Source organism: Mycobacteroides saopaulense, from assembly GCF_001456355.1.
GTDB lineage: Bacteria > Actinomycetota > Actinomycetes > Mycobacteriales > Mycobacteriaceae > Mycobacterium > Mycobacterium saopaulense.
Genome location: NZ_CP010271.1, coordinates 2,049,655 through 2,066,947 on the forward strand (window position 1 = coordinate 2,049,655; position 17,293 = coordinate 2,066,947).

19 protein-coding genes are annotated in these 17,293 nt (G+C 61.8%); 11 read left to right on the forward strand and 8 right to left on the reverse strand.

Annotated elements, in window-relative coordinates; genetic code table 11:
- Nucleotides 1–346 precede the first annotated feature (346 nt).
- Entirely contained in the window at nucleotides 347–874 is a 528-nt protein-coding gene (locus MYCSP_RS10160) for a hypothetical protein (protein WP_088413718.1), read from the reverse strand.
- A gap of 164 nt (nucleotides 875–1,038) precedes the next feature.
- On the opposite strand from MYCSP_RS10160, the gene MYCSP_RS10165 reads away from it, so the two are divergent.
- On the forward strand, nucleotides 1,039–3,264 hold the full coding sequence (locus MYCSP_RS10165; protein WP_088415557.1) for a S9 family peptidase: 2,226 nt from the start codon (nucleotides 1,039–1,041) through the stop codon (nucleotides 3,262–3,264).
- Between the two features lie 54 nt (nucleotides 3,265–3,318).
- On the opposite strand, the gene MYCSP_RS10170 is transcribed toward MYCSP_RS10165, so the two are convergent.
- Nucleotides 3,319–3,609 carry a MerR family transcriptional regulator gene (locus MYCSP_RS10170; RefSeq protein WP_070912777.1) on the reverse strand — a complete coding sequence of 97 codons (291 nt, stop codon included), beginning with the start codon at nucleotides 3,607–3,609 and terminating at the stop codon, nucleotides 3,319–3,321.
- A 171-nt stretch (nucleotides 3,610–3,780) separates the two neighbouring features.
- On the opposite strand from MYCSP_RS10170, the gene MYCSP_RS10175 reads away from it, so the two are divergent.
- The 3 genes from MYCSP_RS10175 (at nucleotide 3,781) to MYCSP_RS10185 (ending at nucleotide 5,751) form a co-directional block, all read left to right on the forward strand.
- The gene (locus MYCSP_RS10175; RefSeq protein ID WP_070912776.1) at nucleotides 3,781–4,233 is read left to right on the forward strand and encodes an Hsp20/alpha crystallin family protein; all 453 of its coding nucleotides are present in this window, start codon (nucleotides 3,781–3,783) and stop codon (nucleotides 4,231–4,233) included.
- A gap of 337 nt (nucleotides 4,234–4,570) precedes the next feature.
- Nucleotides 4,571–5,257, forward strand: a complete 687-nt coding sequence (locus tag MYCSP_RS10180) for a hypothetical protein (RefSeq protein WP_088413719.1) — start codon at nucleotides 4,571–4,573, stop codon at nucleotides 5,255–5,257.
- 287 nt (nucleotides 5,258–5,544) lie between these two features.
- Entirely contained in the window at nucleotides 5,545–5,751 is a 207-nt protein-coding gene (locus MYCSP_RS10185) for a cold-shock protein (RefSeq protein WP_088413720.1), read from the forward strand.
- 218 nt (nucleotides 5,752–5,969) lie between these two features.
- On the opposite strand, the gene MYCSP_RS23305 is transcribed toward MYCSP_RS10185, so the two are convergent.
- Nucleotides 5,970–6,329: a DUF5994 family protein gene (locus tag MYCSP_RS23305; RefSeq protein ID WP_167346535.1), complete on the reverse strand. Its 360-nt coding sequence runs from the start codon at nucleotides 6,327–6,329 to the stop codon at nucleotides 5,970–5,972.
- 565 nt (nucleotides 6,330–6,894) lie between these two features.
- On the opposite strand from MYCSP_RS23305, the gene MYCSP_RS10195 reads away from it, so the two are divergent.
- Together MYCSP_RS10195 and MYCSP_RS10200 are read left to right on the forward strand one after the other, a co-directional pair.
- A complete protein-coding gene (locus MYCSP_RS10195) occupies nucleotides 6,895–7,827 on the forward strand; it encodes a 2OG-Fe(II) oxygenase (RefSeq protein WP_157886171.1) in 933 nt (310 codons plus the stop codon).
- A gap of 14 nt (nucleotides 7,828–7,841) precedes the next feature.
- Nucleotides 7,842–8,672 carry an SDR family NAD(P)-dependent oxidoreductase gene (locus tag MYCSP_RS10200; RefSeq protein WP_088413723.1) on the forward strand — a complete coding sequence of 277 codons (831 nt, stop codon included), beginning with the start codon at nucleotides 7,842–7,844 and terminating at the stop codon, nucleotides 8,670–8,672.
- Nucleotides 8,673–8,946: 274 nt separating this feature from the next.
- On the opposite strand, the gene MYCSP_RS10205 is transcribed toward MYCSP_RS10200, so the two are convergent.
- Nucleotides 8,947–9,852, reverse strand: a complete 906-nt coding sequence (locus tag MYCSP_RS10205; protein ID WP_083016809.1) for a DMT family protein — start codon at nucleotides 9,850–9,852, stop codon at nucleotides 8,947–8,949.
- A 111-nt stretch (nucleotides 9,853–9,963) separates the two neighbouring features.
- Nucleotides 9,964–10,857: a LysR family transcriptional regulator gene (locus MYCSP_RS10210; protein ID WP_088413724.1), complete on the reverse strand. Its 894-nt coding sequence runs from the start codon at nucleotides 10,855–10,857 to the stop codon at nucleotides 9,964–9,966.
- Between the two features lie 134 nt (nucleotides 10,858–10,991).
- Between MYCSP_RS10210 and MYCSP_RS10215 the strand changes: the two genes are divergently transcribed.
- Genes MYCSP_RS10215 through MYCSP_RS10225 form a run of 3 tightly spaced genes read left to right on the forward strand, consistent with a single transcriptional unit; the run spans nucleotide 10,992 to nucleotide 12,822 of the window.
- The gene (locus MYCSP_RS10215; protein ID WP_088415558.1) at nucleotides 10,992–11,918 is read left to right on the forward strand and encodes an NADP-dependent oxidoreductase; all 927 of its coding nucleotides are present in this window, start codon (nucleotides 10,992–10,994) and stop codon (nucleotides 11,916–11,918) included.
- A 6-nt stretch (nucleotides 11,919–11,924) separates the two neighbouring features.
- Nucleotides 11,925–12,389, forward strand: coding sequence for a cupin domain-containing protein (locus MYCSP_RS10220; RefSeq protein WP_083016802.1), 465 nt, complete (start codon nucleotides 11,925–11,927; stop codon nucleotides 12,387–12,389).
- On the forward strand, nucleotides 12,376–12,822 hold the full coding sequence (locus MYCSP_RS10225; protein ID WP_083016795.1) for a MauE/DoxX family redox-associated membrane protein: 447 nt from the start codon (nucleotides 12,376–12,378) through the stop codon (nucleotides 12,820–12,822). Before MYCSP_RS10220 ends, MYCSP_RS10225 begins: the two co-directional genes overlap by 14 nt.
- Here MYCSP_RS10225 and MYCSP_RS10230 read toward each other — a convergent pair.
- The 3 genes from MYCSP_RS10230 to MYCSP_RS10240 form a co-directional block, all read right to left on the reverse strand.
- Complete coding sequence (locus tag MYCSP_RS10230) at nucleotides 12,791–13,399, reverse strand: LGFP repeat-containing protein (protein ID WP_083016791.1); 609 nt, start codon at nucleotides 13,397–13,399, stop codon at nucleotides 12,791–12,793. The genes MYCSP_RS10225 and MYCSP_RS10230 overlap by 32 nt on opposite strands.
- A gap of 144 nt (nucleotides 13,400–13,543) precedes the next feature.
- Nucleotides 13,544–14,239, reverse strand: coding sequence for a carbonic anhydrase (locus tag MYCSP_RS10235; RefSeq protein ID WP_088413725.1), 696 nt, complete (start codon nucleotides 14,237–14,239; stop codon nucleotides 13,544–13,546).
- A 13-nt stretch (nucleotides 14,240–14,252) separates the two neighbouring features.
- A complete protein-coding gene (locus tag MYCSP_RS10240) occupies nucleotides 14,253–14,669 on the reverse strand; it encodes a DUF5313 domain-containing protein (RefSeq protein WP_083016784.1) in 417 nt (138 codons plus the stop codon).
- 233 nt (nucleotides 14,670–14,902) lie between these two features.
- Here MYCSP_RS10240 and MYCSP_RS10245 point away from each other — a divergent pair, with 233 nt between their 5' ends.
- Nucleotides 14,903–15,271 carry an ArsR/SmtB family transcription factor gene (locus MYCSP_RS10245; protein ID WP_083016909.1) on the forward strand — a complete coding sequence of 123 codons (369 nt, stop codon included), beginning with the start codon at nucleotides 14,903–14,905 and terminating at the stop codon, nucleotides 15,269–15,271.
- 144 nt (nucleotides 15,272–15,415) lie between these two features.
- The gene (locus MYCSP_RS10250; protein WP_162266347.1) at nucleotides 15,416–17,248 is read left to right on the forward strand and encodes a phosphoenolpyruvate carboxykinase (GTP); all 1,833 of its coding nucleotides are present in this window, start codon (nucleotides 15,416–15,418) and stop codon (nucleotides 17,246–17,248) included.
- Nucleotides 17,249–17,293 lie beyond the last annotated feature (45 nt).

Genomic DNA, 17,293 nt, shown 5'->3' on the forward strand with positions numbered 1-17,293 from the left:
TCGGATTGTTCTCAAAGAATCTACGCGACCCTGCAGTAGTGGGTTGCGCGTAGGTCTAGGGGGGCCGCTCTCCCCTGCTGCTTCTGATGAATTCCGCACGTTCGTATCGGGAGGAATGCGCCACCCTCCCATCGTGTGCATCTACCAACCTGAGGACCGCATCTTCGTAGGCGGGGACGCAAGATCCTTGATCTGTGCCTTGCCAATCATTCGATTCTGTTCCAGGACCAGGCCGTCGATCCTGTCGATGCGGAGTTGGCACTGCGGATAATCGTCGCGGGTGGCGTGAATGGTCATCAAGGGTTGTTACGGCCAACTTCTTCGTGAATGGCTTCACGAGAGGTTTCTAGAATGTCGAGCTATCGTCTGGGCCGAGCACGAACCCGTGCGGGCCCCTTGAGGTCGACTCGGCAGGTCCCGGGACGGTGTCGACAACACAGGCCGTCATCGCCTGGTCAACCGCGCACGTGCCTGTCCATACCCCGCGCGTGAACACGACCTTGCTGCCAGCCGGCAGCAGTTTCGCCTGCCCGGGACCGGACGGAGAGTTGCCGAACTTACCGGCTTCCATGTAGCTCGCGGTCACGCTGCTATGGCTACTCCCCGGAATCGGCCCGGTGCACGTCGCGATGTCCCACATACCTCGAACATTGATCACCACACTGCAGTTCTGGCCGGCGGGAGTGCTGAACTGCACGCTGCTCACGGCACCGTTATAGCCGCTGGTCGGGATCGCGACCGTATAGTCGGACGTCTGCACCGTGGTGTACCGATCCAGATCCGGCATTTGCGGTTCAGCGACGGCCGGCGGCGCCAATGACACGCCGCTGGCTGCCAGTGCTCCGATACATCCCAAAGCCCGAGCGGACGCCATTCCGCCAGGTTAACAGCATGCGCCAGCCGTTCCGCTTGGTGACGATATTGACGGCGGCGACTGGAACGACCCATACGCCTCAGGCGAATTCGCAACCGACAACACTAGGCAATGGTCAAATCGTTCTTGACTGTGCCGCTACGTCCGGGTGTTGTATGACGGGCGTGACGACATTGCTGAGCGATTCGGATTATGCGCGTGCCGAACAGATGCTTTTCCCTTCTCGGGCCCGGCGGGTGCCGGGCACTGTGCTGACTCCGCAGTGGGTCGCTGACGGTGCCCGATTCTGGTACCGGATCGGAACCCGCTATGTTGCGGTTGATCCCGGCGTGAAGACTCGTCGTGCCGCCTTCGACCACGATGAGCTGGCCGCCGCACTGTCGTTGGCGGCGGGGCAGGCGGTGACCGGTGCCGATCTGCCGATACAGGCTGTGGAAATTCGGGCCGACGACACGGTGCTGTTCAGCGCGTTCGGCCGGAATTGGCAATGGGCGGACAGCGCCTGCACCGAATCTGACACGGCCGCAACTATTCCGGGTGCGATCCCGTCTCCCGATGAGCGGTGGGATGCGTTCCGCCGCGATGGCGATATCTGGATCCGCAGCCGGGCCGATGGTTCCGAACATGCACTCACCGATGACGCTGAACCCTATTTCGATTACGGTGGCCTGCCGGATACCACCGGTGCTCGTGCACTGACCCGTGCCCTGGGCATTCCGACGCCGATGATGCTGCACTGGTCGCCCGATTCCACCCGAATCCTGGTCGCGCGCATCGATCAGCGTGAGGTGCCCGAGTTGGTGCTCGTGGAATCGAGCCCGGCCGAGGGCGGCCGGCCGGTGGAACACCGCACTCGCTACTCGATGCCCGGCGAGGACACCGTGGCAACGATGACCTGGAACGTGCTGGATGTCGAGCAACGCACGGCAGTACGGCAGCAGAGCGAGCCGGCACCGATCATGCACAATGTCGCGCTCGTCTATGCCTGGTGGAGCGGTGACGACGTGTACTTCCTGCATCAGTCACGCGATGCACGCACCCTGCAATTGCGTCGCCTGGATCCGTCAACTGGTGCGGTCACCACGCTGATCACCGACACGTGCCAGACCCGGGTCGACGCCACCGTGGTGCTCGGCGACCCGCACATGGTGCACGTGCTGGACACCGGCGAGATCCTGTGGTGGTCACAGCGCGATGGTTGGGGCCACCTATACCTCTATTCGGCCGACGGCGCCGAAGTCACCCAGATAACCACCGGGCCATGGCTGGTGAGCAACGTGTTATGGGTTGACCAGAGTGCTCGACAGGTGTACTTCACGGCCAACGGTCTGGTCGAGGCCGACCCATACCTGCGGCAGCTCTGTCGAATCGGACTGGACGGCAATGGGTTTACCCGACTCACAGACGACGAGCTGGACCATGATGCGGTCAGCCCGCCACAGGGCGGCTACCTGGTGGACCGCGCCTCAAGCCCTAGCCTGCCACCACGCTCAGTGGTACTCGACAGGGATGGTCAGGTGGTGGTGGAGTTGGAGGCACCCGATACCGAAGACCTCGAGATTTTGGGCTGGCAACCGCCGGAGCGGTTTCGGACGACCGCCGCGGACGGAAAGACCCCCATCTACGGTCTGCTCTGGCGACCGCACGATCTGGACCCGGACCGCACGTACCCGATCATCGAACACATCTATCCGGGGCCGCAGCTCTACCGCGCCGGACCGATGTTCAACCCGCCGCACTACGGCGAACCGGAGGCCTTCGCCGCGCTCGGGTTCGCGGTGGTTGCCATCGACGGTCGTGGAAGCGCGGGGCGCAGCAAGGCATTTCATGACCACTCCTATGGAGATCTCGGCAACGCTGGAGCCCTGGACGACCACATCGCCGCAATCCGCGAACTCGGACAGCGGTATCCGTGGCTGGACACTGCCCGGGTCGGGATTACCGGACAGTCCGCTGGTGCGTTCGCCGCGGCGCGTGCCGTGCTGCGATACCCGGACTTCTATTCGGTGGCCGTCGCGGTCTCGGGCAATCATGACAACGCCCTCAACCTGGCGATGTGGGCCGAGCACTACCACGGCGATCTGAGCGCCGAAGGCCAAGCAGCGATCTCGAACACCACGCTGGCCGCCAACCTGAAGGGCAAGCTGCTGCTCATCCACGGTGAACTCGACGACAACGCGCACCCGTACATGACGATGCGGCTGGCCGACGCACTCATCAAGGCGGACAAGGACTTCGACCTGATCATGATTCCCGGCGCCGAGCACTCGCTGTACGGTTGGCTGCACTACTCACTGCGCCGAACCTGGGACTACTTCGTGCGACATCTACACGGCACCGAGCCACCCGGCTACCGACTACAGCCGCTGCTGCTCCCCTCGCTCGGCTGACCGGCGCACGATCTGACCAGCACATCAGGCTGTGCCGAAATGTACAGGCTTGTCTTATTCGGATGATTGGTTGATTGTTGCGCGGAGGGCTGTGTTGTCGTCTTCGAGGTCAAGTATGCGGGCGATGCCGGCTATGTTGACGCCGGCGGCGACGAGAGTGGTGATGCGGCGGATACGGGTGAGATCGTCGCTGCTGTAGCGGCGAGTGCCGCCGTTTGTACGCGCTGGCACCAGTAGGCCGTGACGTTCCCATAACCGCAGTGAGTCGGCGGCCGTACCGGAGAGTTCGGCGGCCACCGAGATGCCATATACGCCCAGGGAACGCGACGGATGATCCGCCGGCAGAGCGGTGTTCGAGCCGGAAGCGGGACTATCCCTGGTGGGTGGAAAATTTTTTGGGATCACCTACTTGCGTCTCCATCTTGGTCGGTGCTATATAAAAATCTAGGCCGTATGACACAGATTATCACGCGGCTGACACCAAATGTGAGAAAGGACTATGTGGAGGTGACCACCATGCTGATGCGTACCGATCCGTTCCGTGACCTGGATCGTTTCACCCAGCAGGTACTGGGCACGGCCGCGCGCCCGGCGGCGATGCCGATGGATGCCTGGCGCGACGGCGAGAGATTCATTGTGGAATTCGATCTACCGGGAATCGCCCAGGATTCTTTGGATTTGGACATCGAGCACAATGTGGTGACGGTGCGCGCTCAGCGTGCACCTGTTGACCCAAATCGGGACATGCTGGCCACCGAACGGCCCCGGGGCGTGTTCTCTCGTCAGCTTGTTCTCGGCGACAATTTGGATACCGAGAAGATCGCCGCGAACTACCACGATGGGGTGTTGCGCCTCGTGATCCCGGTCGCCGAAAAAGCTAAACCCCGCAAGATCATTGTCGACCGGCCCGCCGATAGCGTGATTGTCGATACCGCGTCATCGTCGGCCAGAGAGTCCATCGACGCCTGATCGGCAGAGCCGCCATAGCTCTTCGGCACACAGCTCTGCACCCGGGAAGCCGGATGTTCCACCTCAAGGGCCCGGCGGTCCGGCACTCCCCTTGGCCGCGGCTCCGTTCTCATCTCTCGTGAACTATCTCCACCTACCAGAGAACGGAGCCGCGGCCGGGCAATCGGGTTCAAGGACGAAAGGAGGTGACATCACAACGCACTGATTCAAGGCGGCGGTCTGGCATGCCGCATGCCCTACGGCCTACGCGTGATGCCGGTTGAGTCACGGACGACATGCGGCGCCAGACCCGCCTCACTATCCCTTGCCCGCTTCAAAAAAATTACGGTGACAGCACATGACAACGATGATCGAACCGTTTCCTCATGCAAACCCCGCCGACCACATCGAACAGCACATCTCTGTCGACGATTGCGAGGGCTCGGATACGTCCACCGAATTGATCGAATTATCGGTCCCTCTCGAAACCGACCCGGCCGACTACATCGACCAACGACAATGCGTCGCATCGACTCTTGACTCCGGCGAACCCCTGCAGGCGGGGTCTCTTTACAGCGATCAGCCCAAGCCTCTAACGCCAAATACGCTCGCCCGCAACAGACTTCTCCTGGCTACAGACATCTATCCCACCGGCCATCAAATCCGAATTGAAGATCACGGGACCAACGAAAGCCCCGAGATGCAACAACCCGGCACCGCGGCCCTTGATGTCGGTGAACACATCCTGTTCGTCTACACCATGACCGCCGACGAAGCGGACACCACCGACAGCACCGTCACAATTCGCATCTACGCTGGCAATGATCACGATAATCTCGGCGAACAGATCTACAGTGGCCACCTCATGCTGACACGGCCACAACTGGCTGTTGGCGATGCCCTCGAACCCACCGAAACCATGCTGCGCATCCCACTGCAATGCGCCGGTGCAATCCCCCTGCGGATATTCACCCGCACCACCATCAAGAACATCAGCGGCCCCAACGAAATCAACATCCTCCTGCCTCAAGACATCTTTCGGTAGCTCTCCCCGGCCAAGCCCGCCGGTACGCATCGGACCCTGCGATCGCGTTGCTCCCCCTGATCGTCGAGAAACCACCGACAAACGGATACAGCGCGGGCGAAGGCATCACCGTTTGGCTGTGCTATCCTCAAAAAGGTTGATTTTCTTAGTGACACGCTCGCGAAGATTTTCCGCGGCGGACACATACTCCATCTCCGTGACTCTCACCGGTTGCTTTGATTTTGCGTACCTCCGCAGACCCGAGATCGAAGGTCGATCTCGTTTTGAATACTCAGGAGAGTTATCGCATGGCACAAGGCATCGTGAAGTGGTTCAACGCCGAAAAGGGATTTGGTTTCATCACCCCTGACGGTGGCGGCAAAGACCTATTCGTCCACTTCTCTGGCATCCTCGGCAGCGGCGGATTCCGCAGCCTCAATGAGAACGATCGCGTCAGCTTCGACGAACAAGCCGGCGATCGCGGCCCGCAGGCTGTTTCAGTGCAGACGGTCTAATCCCCCTCAGCGCAAACAAGCTGGCTGCCTAGGAATTCTTAGGCGGGCCAGCTTGTTTTTTCGTAGATCTCTGTGCATCACCCTACGGCCGCCAAACTCGAGACAGCCCCCCCGTAGGAAACAGTACGATCTAGCCATAGCCAGTGAATCCCGTGGTGCGGAAAGTGCTTATGTACCGAGACCGCGGAAGCGAGTAGCGCATCCCGGGCACGGATCCCTCAGGCGGCCAAGATTATTCGTAGCGCGGCAGTCACCTGGTCCTGACTGGAGGAATCAAGTAGAGGCATCTGTGCAGCCAACCGCATGACCCTTCGAGCAAGGAGCTTGTTGGTGCGCGCAGGCACCAACAGCATCCGGACCGTTCGATACTCGCCCCGGAGCGTGGCAACCCAATGGAATGGGCGATTCGCGAGGTACTGAGGCATCGCAACCGACCTCATGCTGGAACGCGGCGAGCCCGGCTTCCAGTTCAGTGAGACGTGACCGACCGCACCGATGCGCTCAGACAACTCTTCTACTAGGGGCGACAGTTCACGCGCGATCAATCCATCATCCTGCGGCCACCACGCGCCGTTTATTCTGCCGGTCTTGCACTGCCCCAACGTGAAGCGGACCTGCGGGCCAGGGTATTCAGCCTGTGTCATACGTACTTCCCTGTTAATCATAGGGACTCAGACAACGGAATTCGCATGAGCCAGAACTTAGACGCTACCTGTTTCTCACTGCAGCGGTACGTCGTTACGCTACTCTCCCTGCATTGGTTTCAACAGCGCTGTTTGTAAATGGTTGACGCTCAACAAATCCCAGATCGCTTGACAGGCGCTGTCTCCATGGAGGAATGCGCAGGTCGAACCTGGCGGCATGCCGAGATCGTTCGGGCGGAGGGCTCGTCGACGGTGCACGCAAGCGTAATTTGGCTAGACGCTGGGCGATGCCGGACATTCTGCGTACGCAGGCTCACTGAGTTCACCGGCGGGTGTCGGTTTCCACGCCGCGATGGGCGCGACGGCGGCACCACAGAACGTCGTTTTGGTTGGGGCCGAAACCATGGCGCAGCATGACTCCGCTGTTGCATCGTGAGGCATGATCGATGCGGTCGGCCATCGGGGCTGCGCATGGTCGAGTGCGAGGAGCGGATGTCCGATGCGAATCGATAATGAAACTGCCAGCGTGCCATCAGAATCCGTCGATAGTTGTGTAGGTGATACCGTTATTCGAGTCGAAAAGCTCGAGCACAACGTGTCAGATCTGCAGCGCGAGTTTCACACCGCTGAGCCATTTCCGCACCTGGTGATCGACGATCTCCTCCGCTTGTCCTCGAAGTCCGCCAGTGCCTTTCCTGGCATCTCCTGGCCCTGGTGGAACCAATGGGACGACGGATACATCCGGAACAAACGGTTCTGTGCGGAAATTGACCTCATTCCGGAACCGTTCAAGGCTGTCATCAGAGAACTCAACGAACCGCGCTTTCTGAGCGTCCTCGAAAAGATAACCGGCATCGGGCAGCTACTCCCCGACCCCTACCTGTTTGGGGGTGGTATTCACCTCAGCGGGGCGGGCGGCATCCTGACACCCCATACCGACTTCCATTACCTTCGTGCGTTAAACCTCTACCGCCGCATCAACGTTATCGTCTATTTGAACAAGTCCTGGTCACTAGAGGACGGCGGTTGCCTGTCGCTTTACGACGCGGAGGGTCGGGCGGTTCAGACAGTTGTTCCCGTCTGGGGCCGGGCGCTCATCTTTCGCACCGACGACCAGTCGGTGCACGGATTCCCCGTCCCCGTCGTTGAAGGCTCCTGGCGCCAATCACTGGCGCTGTTCTACTACACAGCAGCTCCTGCTGACAGCTTCGGTGGTGACGAGACCACCTACTACAGGGAGCATGGCGAGCAGCACGGCCTCGCTCGAACGGCCCGACTGCTCGCCTACCGGCGCCTGCTGAACCTGAGCCGCAATATCAGCATGTTTGCGTATGTCGTGAACCCCAATCTCGGCCTGCCCGCGGTCAAGGCTCATTTCGCCTACCTCCGCAAGGCCAAGGCCCGCGAGATAGCCAGAAAACTGCTGCACTAGGAAGGGAGGCAGGAATGGAAGGCTTTGGCGGCAAGGTGGCCGTGGTCACCGGCGCAGGATCGGGCATCGGGCGTGCCTTGGCGATCGAGCTGGCCCGTTCGGGTGCCAGGGTCGCTATCAGCGATATCGACGCCGAAGGCATGGCCGAAACCGAACGTCAGGTCAAGGCTCTGGGCGCCGAGGTGCGCTCCGATCTGCTCAATGTCGTTGAACGCGTGCCCTTTGTTCTCTATGCCGATGCTGTCAAGGAGCACTTCGGCAAGGTCAACCAGATCTACAACAACGCCGGTATCGCCTATGCGGGTGACGTCGGGGTGAGCCCGTTCAAGGACATCGAGCGCGTCTTCGACGTCAACTTGTGGGGCGTCGTCAACGGCACCAAGGCCTTCCTGCCGCCCCTGATCGCCTCCGGCGACGGCCATGTCATCAATGTCTCGAGCCTGTTCGGCCTGATGTCTCTGCCCGGCCAGAGTGCCTACAACGCAGCCAAGTTCGCGGTGCGCGGGTTCACGGAGTCCCTGCGTCAGGAAATGGTCGCCGGCAAGAAGCCGGTCGCCGTCACGTGCGTGCACCCCGGCGGCGTCAAGACCGCATTCGCCCGCAATGCCACTGCCGCCGACGGAATCGATGTGCAGGCGGCGGCGGCCGTGTTTGACAAGTACCTGGCGAACACCAGCCCACAAGCCGCCGCGCGCATCATCCTCACCGCCGTGCGCAAGAAGAAGCCTCGAGTACTGGTCGGCCCCGATGCCAAGGTTCTCGATGTGCTCGTCCGGGTCATGGGAGCTCGCTACCAGGATCTCTTTTCGGTGTTCACAGGTCTCTCGGTACCCAAGCCAAACTAGTTCGGCCACAACAATGTCTGCTGGCCATGCAGATCAGACGTGGCCGGAGGGCGAACTCATCGCGATGTCGGCTGGCTGGTCGCCATCCCGAACGGTGGGTCTAGCCGCGGCCTTTCTGCGAGTTGGCTGACAATTCAGCGTCTAGCAGCGTGGCCTGGCCCTCGGCATTGACTCCGAATGAACTCGCCCTGCGAGCCGATCGGCAGAGCCGTCGACAACTGCCACAACTTCTGAACCTGGTGAATCAGCCAGCCCAGCCCTCTGCTGCAAGGGATTAACTATCGGCGGGCGCAGCCGGCTCCGGGACTGCGTCGCCAGACGTTGTGGACTGTGTGTGCTCGACGGCACCGAACACGGCCACCGCTACCGCGGATACCACCGCGACCAGGAACGCCACGGTGACCAGCCAGCTCAGCCCGGGGCGGGCGGTGTCACCCAAGAGCACTACCCCGGCGACGCCGGGTACCACCGTCTCCCCCACAACCAGCGCGGCCGCAGCGCCGGTGACGGAACCAACTTGCAGCGCAACGGTGAACAGATAGAAACCCCCTGCCCCCGCAATGATCACGGCGTACGCCGCGGGATCGGAGAGCAGTATCTTCGGGCTCACCGGCTCGAGTCCGTCCGCTATCCGCACCGCGACAGCCATTGCCCCGAACAGAATGCCCGCCGACAATCCGGCCGGGACTGCGGCACGGCTGCCCAGTAGGCGGATGAGAACGACACCGATGACCAGCACGGTGATCGATACCCACAGAACGCCCCAGTGAACGGCCGCCACGGCGGCATCCTCGCCGCGATGACCCGCGGTGACGCCCAGCACACACAATGACAACAAGACGGCGGCGATCGCCAGCCAGTCCCGCCGGCGCAACCTCACGCCCAGCACCATTGCGCCGAGCACCGCGGTAACCGCCAGGTTGGCGCTCATGATCGTCTGCGAAAGAAACAGCGGAATCAGTCGCGCTGAAATCAGACTTCCCGCGAAGCCGAGAAGATCGAGAGCCATCCCGGCAATGAACGCAGGAGTCAGCATGGCGGCAACTGTGGACCTGAAGGTCGGGCCGCTGTCGGCGGTGGGTCCCCTAAGCTCTGATTCACGAGCGCCGTAGCTCTGTAACACCGACGCGGTGCCGTACCCGACACACGCGAGCAACGCTGCGGCGATGCCGATCAGCATGGGGTGGAGGACTCATGGCGCTCGGGTGTCGACATCGCTTGATCGTAGTTTCCGAAGGCGCGATGGTCGGGCGGTGCACGGCGGTGTTAGGCGTCGATCTCACTCCCCTGCTCATGTCTGATGCTGACCCGACGCGACCAGTCGCTCGGCCAGTTGGGCGCTCGCCGGTCCGAGTCGGGATTGTTCGGCCGACGCGAGGTAGATCTTCCACATGATGGCGGGGCGCACAGCCAGTGCTCGCAGGTGGGGGAACTGCGCGGCCTCACTTGCGGGCATAAAAATCGTGCCAAGTCCGTGGTGGACCAAGCTCGCGGCGATCGAATACTCCAGAGCGACTTCATGCGGCGTGAATGCGGTGAAGCCTGCGGCCGTGAAGGCGTCCTCGACCAAACGGCGCAGGCTGAATTGGGCCGGAAATCCAATGAGGTGTTCGTCCACGAGTTCGGCTATTTCGGTGTGACTTCGGCCGGCAAGCCGATGGTCAGGCCGGCACACGAACATCATGGGCTCTTGGCACAGCAGCCGCATTTGGATGTCGGCCGGAAACCGGTCCGGCGCCGAGACCAAGGCAAGGTCAAGGGTTCCATCGGCAATGGCCGAAAGATATGCGTTCGATCCAGACTGGCTCTGCCGCAAGCGGATTTGAACGAGTGGATAGTCGCGGTGGAATTGTCCCAGCACCTTGGGTATGTCCAGTGGACCGAAGGAAATGAGCGCACCGAGATCGACGGTGCCGGTCAACTCGCCGCGGAAATCGCCGATGGAATCTTTCGCGTACCGAGCGGCCTGAATCACGCGGGTGGCATGCGTGCGGAACAGCTCCCCCGCTGGCGTCAACCTGATCTGTTGTCGCGTTCGGTCGAACAGTTCGACGCCGAGCTCCTTCTCCAGCTTGCCTACCGAGGTGGATAGGGCGGACTGAACAACGTGAACGCGTTGGACGGCTCGGGAAAAGCTCATCTCGCTGGCAACGGCAACGAAATGCTCCAACTGTCGAAGTTCCATGGGGACACCTCATCTATTTGATAGATGGAACATATCAAAAGTATCCGTTGGACTAGATGACTTGCGGCGGCTGTGATTGGAGAGACAACACCGACGAAAGGGTGGACATGTCGACCGTAGGAGATGTGAAGGTCATGAAGGCGATCGCCGCCGAACAAGGTGCCGAGGGCACCGCGCTGTCATTGCGGGACATGCCCTATCCGCATGCCGCAGAGAATGACGTCATTGTCCGAGTGCATGCCGCCGGATTCACCCCCGGTGAACTCGACTGGCCGGGAACGTGGTCGGACCGCTCGGGCCGGGGCCGTACCCCCAGCATCCCGGGCCATGAAGTATCGGGAGTAGTCGCCGAACTAGGCTATGGCACAACAGGACTGACGGTCGGTCAGCGAGTATTCGGCCTCGCGGACTGGACGCGCAACGGGACACTAGCGGAGTACGTCGCGGTGGAAGCTCGGAACCTGGCACCGCTTTCCGTCGATGTCGAACACGCGGTCGCGGCGGCCCTACCCATCTCCGGGCTGACGGCCTGGCAAGGACTGTTCGTCCACGGCCGGATTGCCGCAGGACAAAGAGTGCTGATACACGGCGCGGCCGGTGCGGTCGGCTCCGTGGCCGTGCAACTTGCGCACGAGGCGGGCGCGCACGTCATCGGCACCGGACGCACCGGCCAGCGTGATGAGGTGTTGGGGCTCAAGGCTGACGATTTTGTTGACCTGACCGCGGACACGCTCGAAGACGTGGGCGAAGTCGACGTCGTATTCGATGTGATTGGTGGGGAGATCCTCGATCGCTCAGCGGCACTGGTGCGCGCTGGAGGCACGCTGGTCACTATCGCCGAACCTCCGCGTGTTATCCCCGAAGGAGCGCGTGCGGTCTTCTTTGTCGTCGAGGCCGACCGTGCGCAATTGGCTCTTCTGCAAAATAAGCTGCGCGAGGGAAGGATCCGTCAGAACATCGGATCAATTCTCCCCCTTGAGGATGCGCCGAGCGCCTTCGATCCTGACCATAAGACTCGCGGCAAGACGATCATCCAACCGTCCCTGGCCGAAAGAGGTTGAGACCACATGGCCGCTAAGACTTTGTGTGTGGTACTCGGCGCCGCGGCGATGCTCGCTGCGATCTCCTGTGCCGCACCCGCACCACAGAACCCAGGTGAAAAGCCCACTGTCCGAAAAGTATTCGACCAAACGACCAACGTTCCGGGCAAGTCATTGATATCCGTTACCGTCAGCTATCCGCCGGGCGCAAAAAGTGAGGCACACCGTCATGCGAAATCGTCATTCATCATGGCCTATGTGATATCCGGAGCGATTCGCAGCCAGGTTGACGGTGAGCCTGCGCGTGTTTATCACGCGGGCGAAACCTGGCATGAAGCCCCTGGCGCACATCACACAATCGGCGAAAATGTCAGCAACACAGAACCTGCGGAGTTGCTTGCGGTCTTTCTGCTCGACACCGGCGACGGCCCGCTCACTGTCGACGACACGACAGATGCGCCGTCCGGAAGGAGCGCCCATGGAGAAGCTTGACCGGGTCCGGTTCATCGAGATGGCGCTTCGGGTGTCGCTCGCGACGGCGTTCCTGTCTGCTGTCGCCGACCGATTCGGCTGGTGGAAGCCATTCGGACAGGGCGCCTGGGGAAACATGGCGTCCTTCACCGACTATGTCCACCAGCTGGTCCCGTTTACTTCTGGATGGTTGCTGACGGTGCTTGTGTGGTCGTCCACGGCTGCTGAAATGATTCTGGGAGTCCTGCTCCTGATCGGATGGCGGCCACGGTACGTCGGCGCAGCAAGTTGCTTGCTGCTCATAACATTTGGAAGTGCGATGGCGATATCGTTGGGCCCGGAAGCGCCGCTGAGCTATAGCGTCTTCACCGCGGCCAGCGCTGCGGCGGCCTACGCGATACTCGGCGAAACATCGCCGTCGCCTACAGCCCCGCAGGGACGACCTTGCCGTTGACCGTCACCTCGACCTGGCCGGTCTTCGTGTTGTACTCAATCTGACCGTGCTCGAACGTCGTCACGAGCAGATCGCCGACGGCGTTCTCGTCGCTGGTAGGGATACCCAGCGGACCTGCTGAGCCGTTGGCGCCGGTGATCGAAGGCACGCCGTCCGGGTCGCGTTGGACATTCCACGCCTCGCGAGTCTTGCCCAGGGTGATGTACGCGGGCGTGCCGGGCTGGTTGTTCTTGGCGGTGATCGCACCACCCTGGAACTGCTGGAACACCACGCCACTGTCCCGGGTGCCCGCATTGTGGTCGCCCGTCAGAGGCTTGCCGAGTGCCTGCTTCTGATTCGCGGTTGCCGACGAGTACTTGGCAGCGATTGGGCCAGTCAGTGTCACTTCGACGTCTCTGTCCCCGATGAGCTTCACTTCGGTGGGCTGCGCCGGGGCCTGAGATGATGTGGTGGCGATCAACCCGATCCGAGGTGGAGCCGACGGGCCCAGGCTCGGGTCGTCACTGCAGCCCGCCGCGACAAATGCCACGGCTGCCAGGCCGACAACGGCCGTGCTGCGGTATGCGATTTTCCTCATGGGCTTCCTCTCGCGTCTCCTGCGTCGATCAAGCGGCGGCTAAACCCCTGCCCGGCCGGGACTCTAACCGAACTCGCCGACTGGCGCAGGAGATCGCGGTCCTGATGCCCGGGCTGGCCGAACTCGCAGCCGCTCGTGATGCGCCTACTGGTCCAGCCAGCTGACGATGCCGGTGTCGAGTGCGTAATACGCGCCGGCGATACGCAGCTCGTTGTTCTTGGCGTTCGATGCCAGCGGCGGATCGGCGCGTAAAGCGTTGACCGTCAATCGGATCTGGGCGCGAATAGTTCCCTCGATCAGATCGTCGAGGGATTTCCACTGTGCTTGTTTGGCCTCCAAGTAGGCGGGTTTGAGCGCTTCGACGACGTCGGCAAGGTGAGCGGGTGCAGGAGCTCTTTGCTCAAGGGATTTCACGGCCGCAGTTGCGGCACCGCAGCGCTGGTGGCCCAGTACCACCATCAGCGGGGTGTGGTCCATGATAGCGCCGTATTCGATGCTGCCCTCGATGAGGGCATCGTAATCCTGTGCCCCGGTGCGTATTACGAATAGGTCGCCGAGGCCTTGGTCGAAGATGATTTCCGGTGGGACTCGAGAGTCGATGCAGCTGAACACGATTGCCGCGGGATCCTGGCCGTCGGCTAGTTCTTGCCGCCGTCGCGCAGATTGATGTGGATGGGTCATCTGTCCGCTGGCGAAGCGGGCATTGCCGGCCTTCAGCGCCGCAAGTGGGTCTGCGTGTTCGGGCATCGCCGAGGTGGTGGTAGGTGTTGGAATGCCGCGCTCACACGCGGCGACGGCTACGAGTGTGAGCCCGCCGAGAAGCAGCGTCCGCCGGTTCATGGGAACTGCGTGTCTAGATGGGGTCGCTGCTGGAGTAGTTGTCGGCTGTTTGTGTCCGCGCGCCATAGCGCTGGGCGTACGCCTCGTGCTTGCGTGCGTTCTTTTCCCTGTTGACGTTGTCGGCGAGCTTGGGGTCAAGGCCGTGGGTTGCGAGCCGGTGGCGGCGCCAGATCTTGTTGAGGGCATGGGTCATCAGGATGGCCCACACATAGATGGGCAGTGTGATCGCTGTGTGTAATAGCAACCCGCCGGGCAGCAGCCAAAAGGGGGCCAGGATGAAGTGCGGCGGGATCACGTAACGGACCATGTGTCGTCGGATAGCGCCTGGGCCAGAGAGATCGTTGGCGACCCAGTCACGCATGCTGTCGGGCAGACGCTTGCCGTAGCAATAGGTGACGTATTGCCATCCGGTGGGTCGATCGGTGGCCATAGACAAGACTCCTGGGCGTTGTTGATTGTCCGCATTGTCGGTGCGCCCGCTGGGGCCCGGTTCCTCCGGGACGTCGGGGTGTGGTGGTTCCCACCGGGGCCTGTGTAGCAGACAGCCCTGCTGAATAGGGTAACCGCGGTGGGAACCAAACCGAACTATAGACCACCGTTGTCCTGCAGCATTGCCGGGTTGCTAATCTTTGCATGTTGTCGTATTGGTGAGGTGGAGTTGTGGTGGATGCGCGTCAGCCGCTGTATCGGATGAAGGCGGACTTCTTCAAAACCCTGGGGCACCCGGTGCGGATCCGGGTGTTGGAGTTGCTTAGCGAGCGGGATCGGGCGGTCTCGGAGATGCTGCCGGAAGTCGGGATCGAAGCGGCAAACCTATCCCAGCAGTTGGCGGTGTTGCGCCGTGCTGGCTTGGTGACCGCACGGCGCGAAGGTTTGTCGGTGCTGTACACGTTGACCTCGCCGCAGGTGGCCGAGCTGCTGGCGACCGCACGCACAATCTTGACCGGGGTCGTCGCCGATCAGGCCGAATGGCTCGACGGCGCTGATCCGGTCCCTGTGGGGCCCGCGGAGGCGACGCGGGCCCGGCGCTAGCCGGAGGTATCGGACGCTGCCTCCGGCTAGCGCCCACTAGTTGCTTGTTTTCTTAATTAGCGTGATGTGTTGATAGTCGAGTTGCGAAGGACATAAGGAGTGGTTGTGTCGGATGCGGTTGGCATAGCAGGTACGGCGCCAGTGATGCAGGGTTTGGCGCCGGCGCCCACGACTCATGCCGGGGTGTTGTTGTGGGTGGCCGAGATGGCCGAGCTATTGGGGCCGGACAAGGTGGTGTGGTGTGACGGGTCTGATGCTGAATGGAACCGCCTGACGGCACTGCTGATCAAGAAGGGCACCTTCGTTCCGCTGACCGGTAAGCCGAACTCTTTCTGGGCCGTCTCAGATCCGGCGGATGTGGCACGTGTGGAGGACCGCACGTTCATCTGTTCGGATGATTCCGCCGATGCGGGGCCGACCAACAACTGGATGGACCCGGTCGACATGACCACCATCATGACCGAGGAATACCGCGGCGCGATGGCCGGGCGCACCATGTACGTGATCGCCTTCTGTATGGGCCCGTTGGGCTCTGATGAACCGAAATTCGGTGTTCAGGTAACGGATTCAGAGTACGTGGCGGTCTCGATGCAGATCATGACCCGTTCCGGCACCGCGGTGTGGGATCGACTGGGGCTGCGCGGCCGATTCGTCAAATGTGTGCACTCGGTCGGTGCCCCACTTGCGCCCGGGCAGGCCGATGTGCCCTGGCCGTGCGACGAAACCAAGTACATTTCACATTTCCCGGCCACCCGCACCATCTGGAGTTACGGCTCCGGGTACGGCGGCAACGCGTTGTTGGGTAAGAAATGTTTCGCCCTGCGGATCGCCTCGGTGATGGCCCGCGACGAAGGCTGGCTGGCCGAGCACATGCTGATTCTCAAACTGACCTCCCCCGAAGGGGTCGTGAGATATGTAGCCGCAGCGTTCCCGTCCTCGTGCGGCAAGACAAACATGGCGATGCTACAACCCGCATTGCCGGGGTGGACGGCCGAGACGATCGGCGATGACATCGCATGGATGCGCTTCGGGGCAGATGGACGTCTATATGCGGTCAACCCCGAAGCCGGATTCTTCGGAGTGGCACCCGGCACTGGCGGCCGCACCAACCCGAACGCGATGGACACCATCGAGCTTGGCAACTCCATTTTCACCAACACCGCATTTACCAATGACGGCGATGTCTGGTGGGAGGGTATGACTGAGGCGCCGCCAGAACATCTGACTGACTGGCGCGGCCAGCATTGGACACCTACCTCCACCGAGCCTGCCGCGCATCCGAATTCACGGTATTGCACACCCATTGCGCAATGCCCGACGGTCGCCCCGGAATGGGACGATCCCGCCGGAGTACCGATCTCGGCAATCTTCTTCGGCGGCAGACGCGCCAGCACAGTCCCGCTGATCACCGAATCCCTCAACTGGCGCCATGGAGTGTTCCTGGCCTCCACGCTGTCCTCGGAAACCACCGCGGCCGCCGCCGGCCAAGTCGGGGTGTTGCGCCGCGACCCCATGGCAATGCGCCCCTTCCTTGGATATCACGTCGGCGACTACTTCCAGCACTGGCTCAACATCGGCACCCGCACCGACCCGGATCTGCTGCCGAAGATCTTCTACGTCAACTGGTTCCGCCGCAGTGGCGACGGCAGGTTCCTGTGGCCCGGTTTCGGGGAGAACGCCCGGGTCCTCAAATGGGCACTGGAACGCCTCGACGCCACCGCCGACGCCGTAGCCACTCCCATCGGCTACCTACCCTCCCTCGATGCCCTCGATCGCACCGGTCTCGACATCAGTGACCAGGACCTCGAAGCAGCGCTAGCGATCAACATCGACGAATGGGTCACCGAAACCGAATCCATCGACGAGTGGTACGCCCACATCGGCGGCAACCGCTTGCCCGACGAGCTACGGCTAGAACTCGGCGCCCTCCGGGCACGATTGGCGGAAGCTCGGCGGGGATGCGCCGAATTGCGATGACAACAAAGGTAATCAGCCTGCGTGCGGCACGTAGTGGCCTCCGTG

Excerpts from the sequence above, each read along its gene's own strand:
- MYCSP_RS10160 (WP_088413718.1), bottom strand. The coding sequence starts at position 874 with ATGGCGTCCGCTCGGGCTTTGGGATGTATCGGAGCACTGGCAGCCAGC.
- MYCSP_RS10175 (WP_070912776.1), top strand. The coding sequence starts at position 3,781 with ATGCTGATGCGTACCGATCCGTTCCGTGACCTGGATCGTTTCACCCAG.
- MYCSP_RS10180 (WP_088413719.1), top strand. The coding sequence starts at position 4,571 with ATGACAACGATGATCGAACCGTTTCCTCATGCAAACCCCGCCGACCAC.
- MYCSP_RS10185 (WP_088413720.1), top strand. The coding sequence starts at position 5,545 with ATGGCACAAGGCATCGTGAAGTGGTTCAACGCCGAAAAGGGATTTGGT.
- MYCSP_RS10195 (WP_157886171.1), top strand. The coding sequence starts at position 6,895 with ATGCGAATCGATAATGAAACTGCCAGCGTGCCATCAGAATCCGTCGAT.
- MYCSP_RS10200 (WP_088413723.1), top strand. The coding sequence starts at position 7,842 with ATGGAAGGCTTTGGCGGCAAGGTGGCCGTGGTCACCGGCGCAGGATCG.
- MYCSP_RS10205 (WP_083016809.1), bottom strand. The coding sequence starts at position 9,852 with ATGCTGATCGGCATCGCCGCAGCGTTGCTCGCGTGTGTCGGGTACGGC.
- MYCSP_RS10210 (WP_088413724.1), bottom strand. The coding sequence starts at position 10,857 with ATGGAACTTCGACAGTTGGAGCATTTCGTTGCCGTTGCCAGCGAGATG.
- MYCSP_RS10215 (WP_088415558.1), top strand. The coding sequence starts at position 10,992 with ATGAAGGCGATCGCCGCCGAACAAGGTGCCGAGGGCACCGCGCTGTCA.
- MYCSP_RS10220 (WP_083016802.1), top strand. The coding sequence starts at position 11,925 with ATGGCCGCTAAGACTTTGTGTGTGGTACTCGGCGCCGCGGCGATGCTC.
- MYCSP_RS10225 (WP_083016795.1), top strand. The coding sequence starts at position 12,376 with ATGGAGAAGCTTGACCGGGTCCGGTTCATCGAGATGGCGCTTCGGGTG.
- MYCSP_RS10230 (WP_083016791.1), bottom strand. The coding sequence starts at position 13,399 with ATGAGGAAAATCGCATACCGCAGCACGGCCGTTGTCGGCCTGGCAGCC.
- MYCSP_RS10235 (WP_088413725.1), bottom strand. The coding sequence starts at position 14,239 with ATGAACCGGCGGACGCTGCTTCTCGGCGGGCTCACACTCGTAGCCGTC.
- MYCSP_RS10240 (WP_083016784.1), bottom strand. The coding sequence starts at position 14,669 with ATGGCCACCGATCGACCCACCGGATGGCAATACGTCACCTATTGCTAC.
- MYCSP_RS10250 (WP_162266347.1), top strand. The coding sequence starts at position 15,416 with ATGCAGGGTTTGGCGCCGGCGCCCACGACTCATGCCGGGGTGTTGTTG.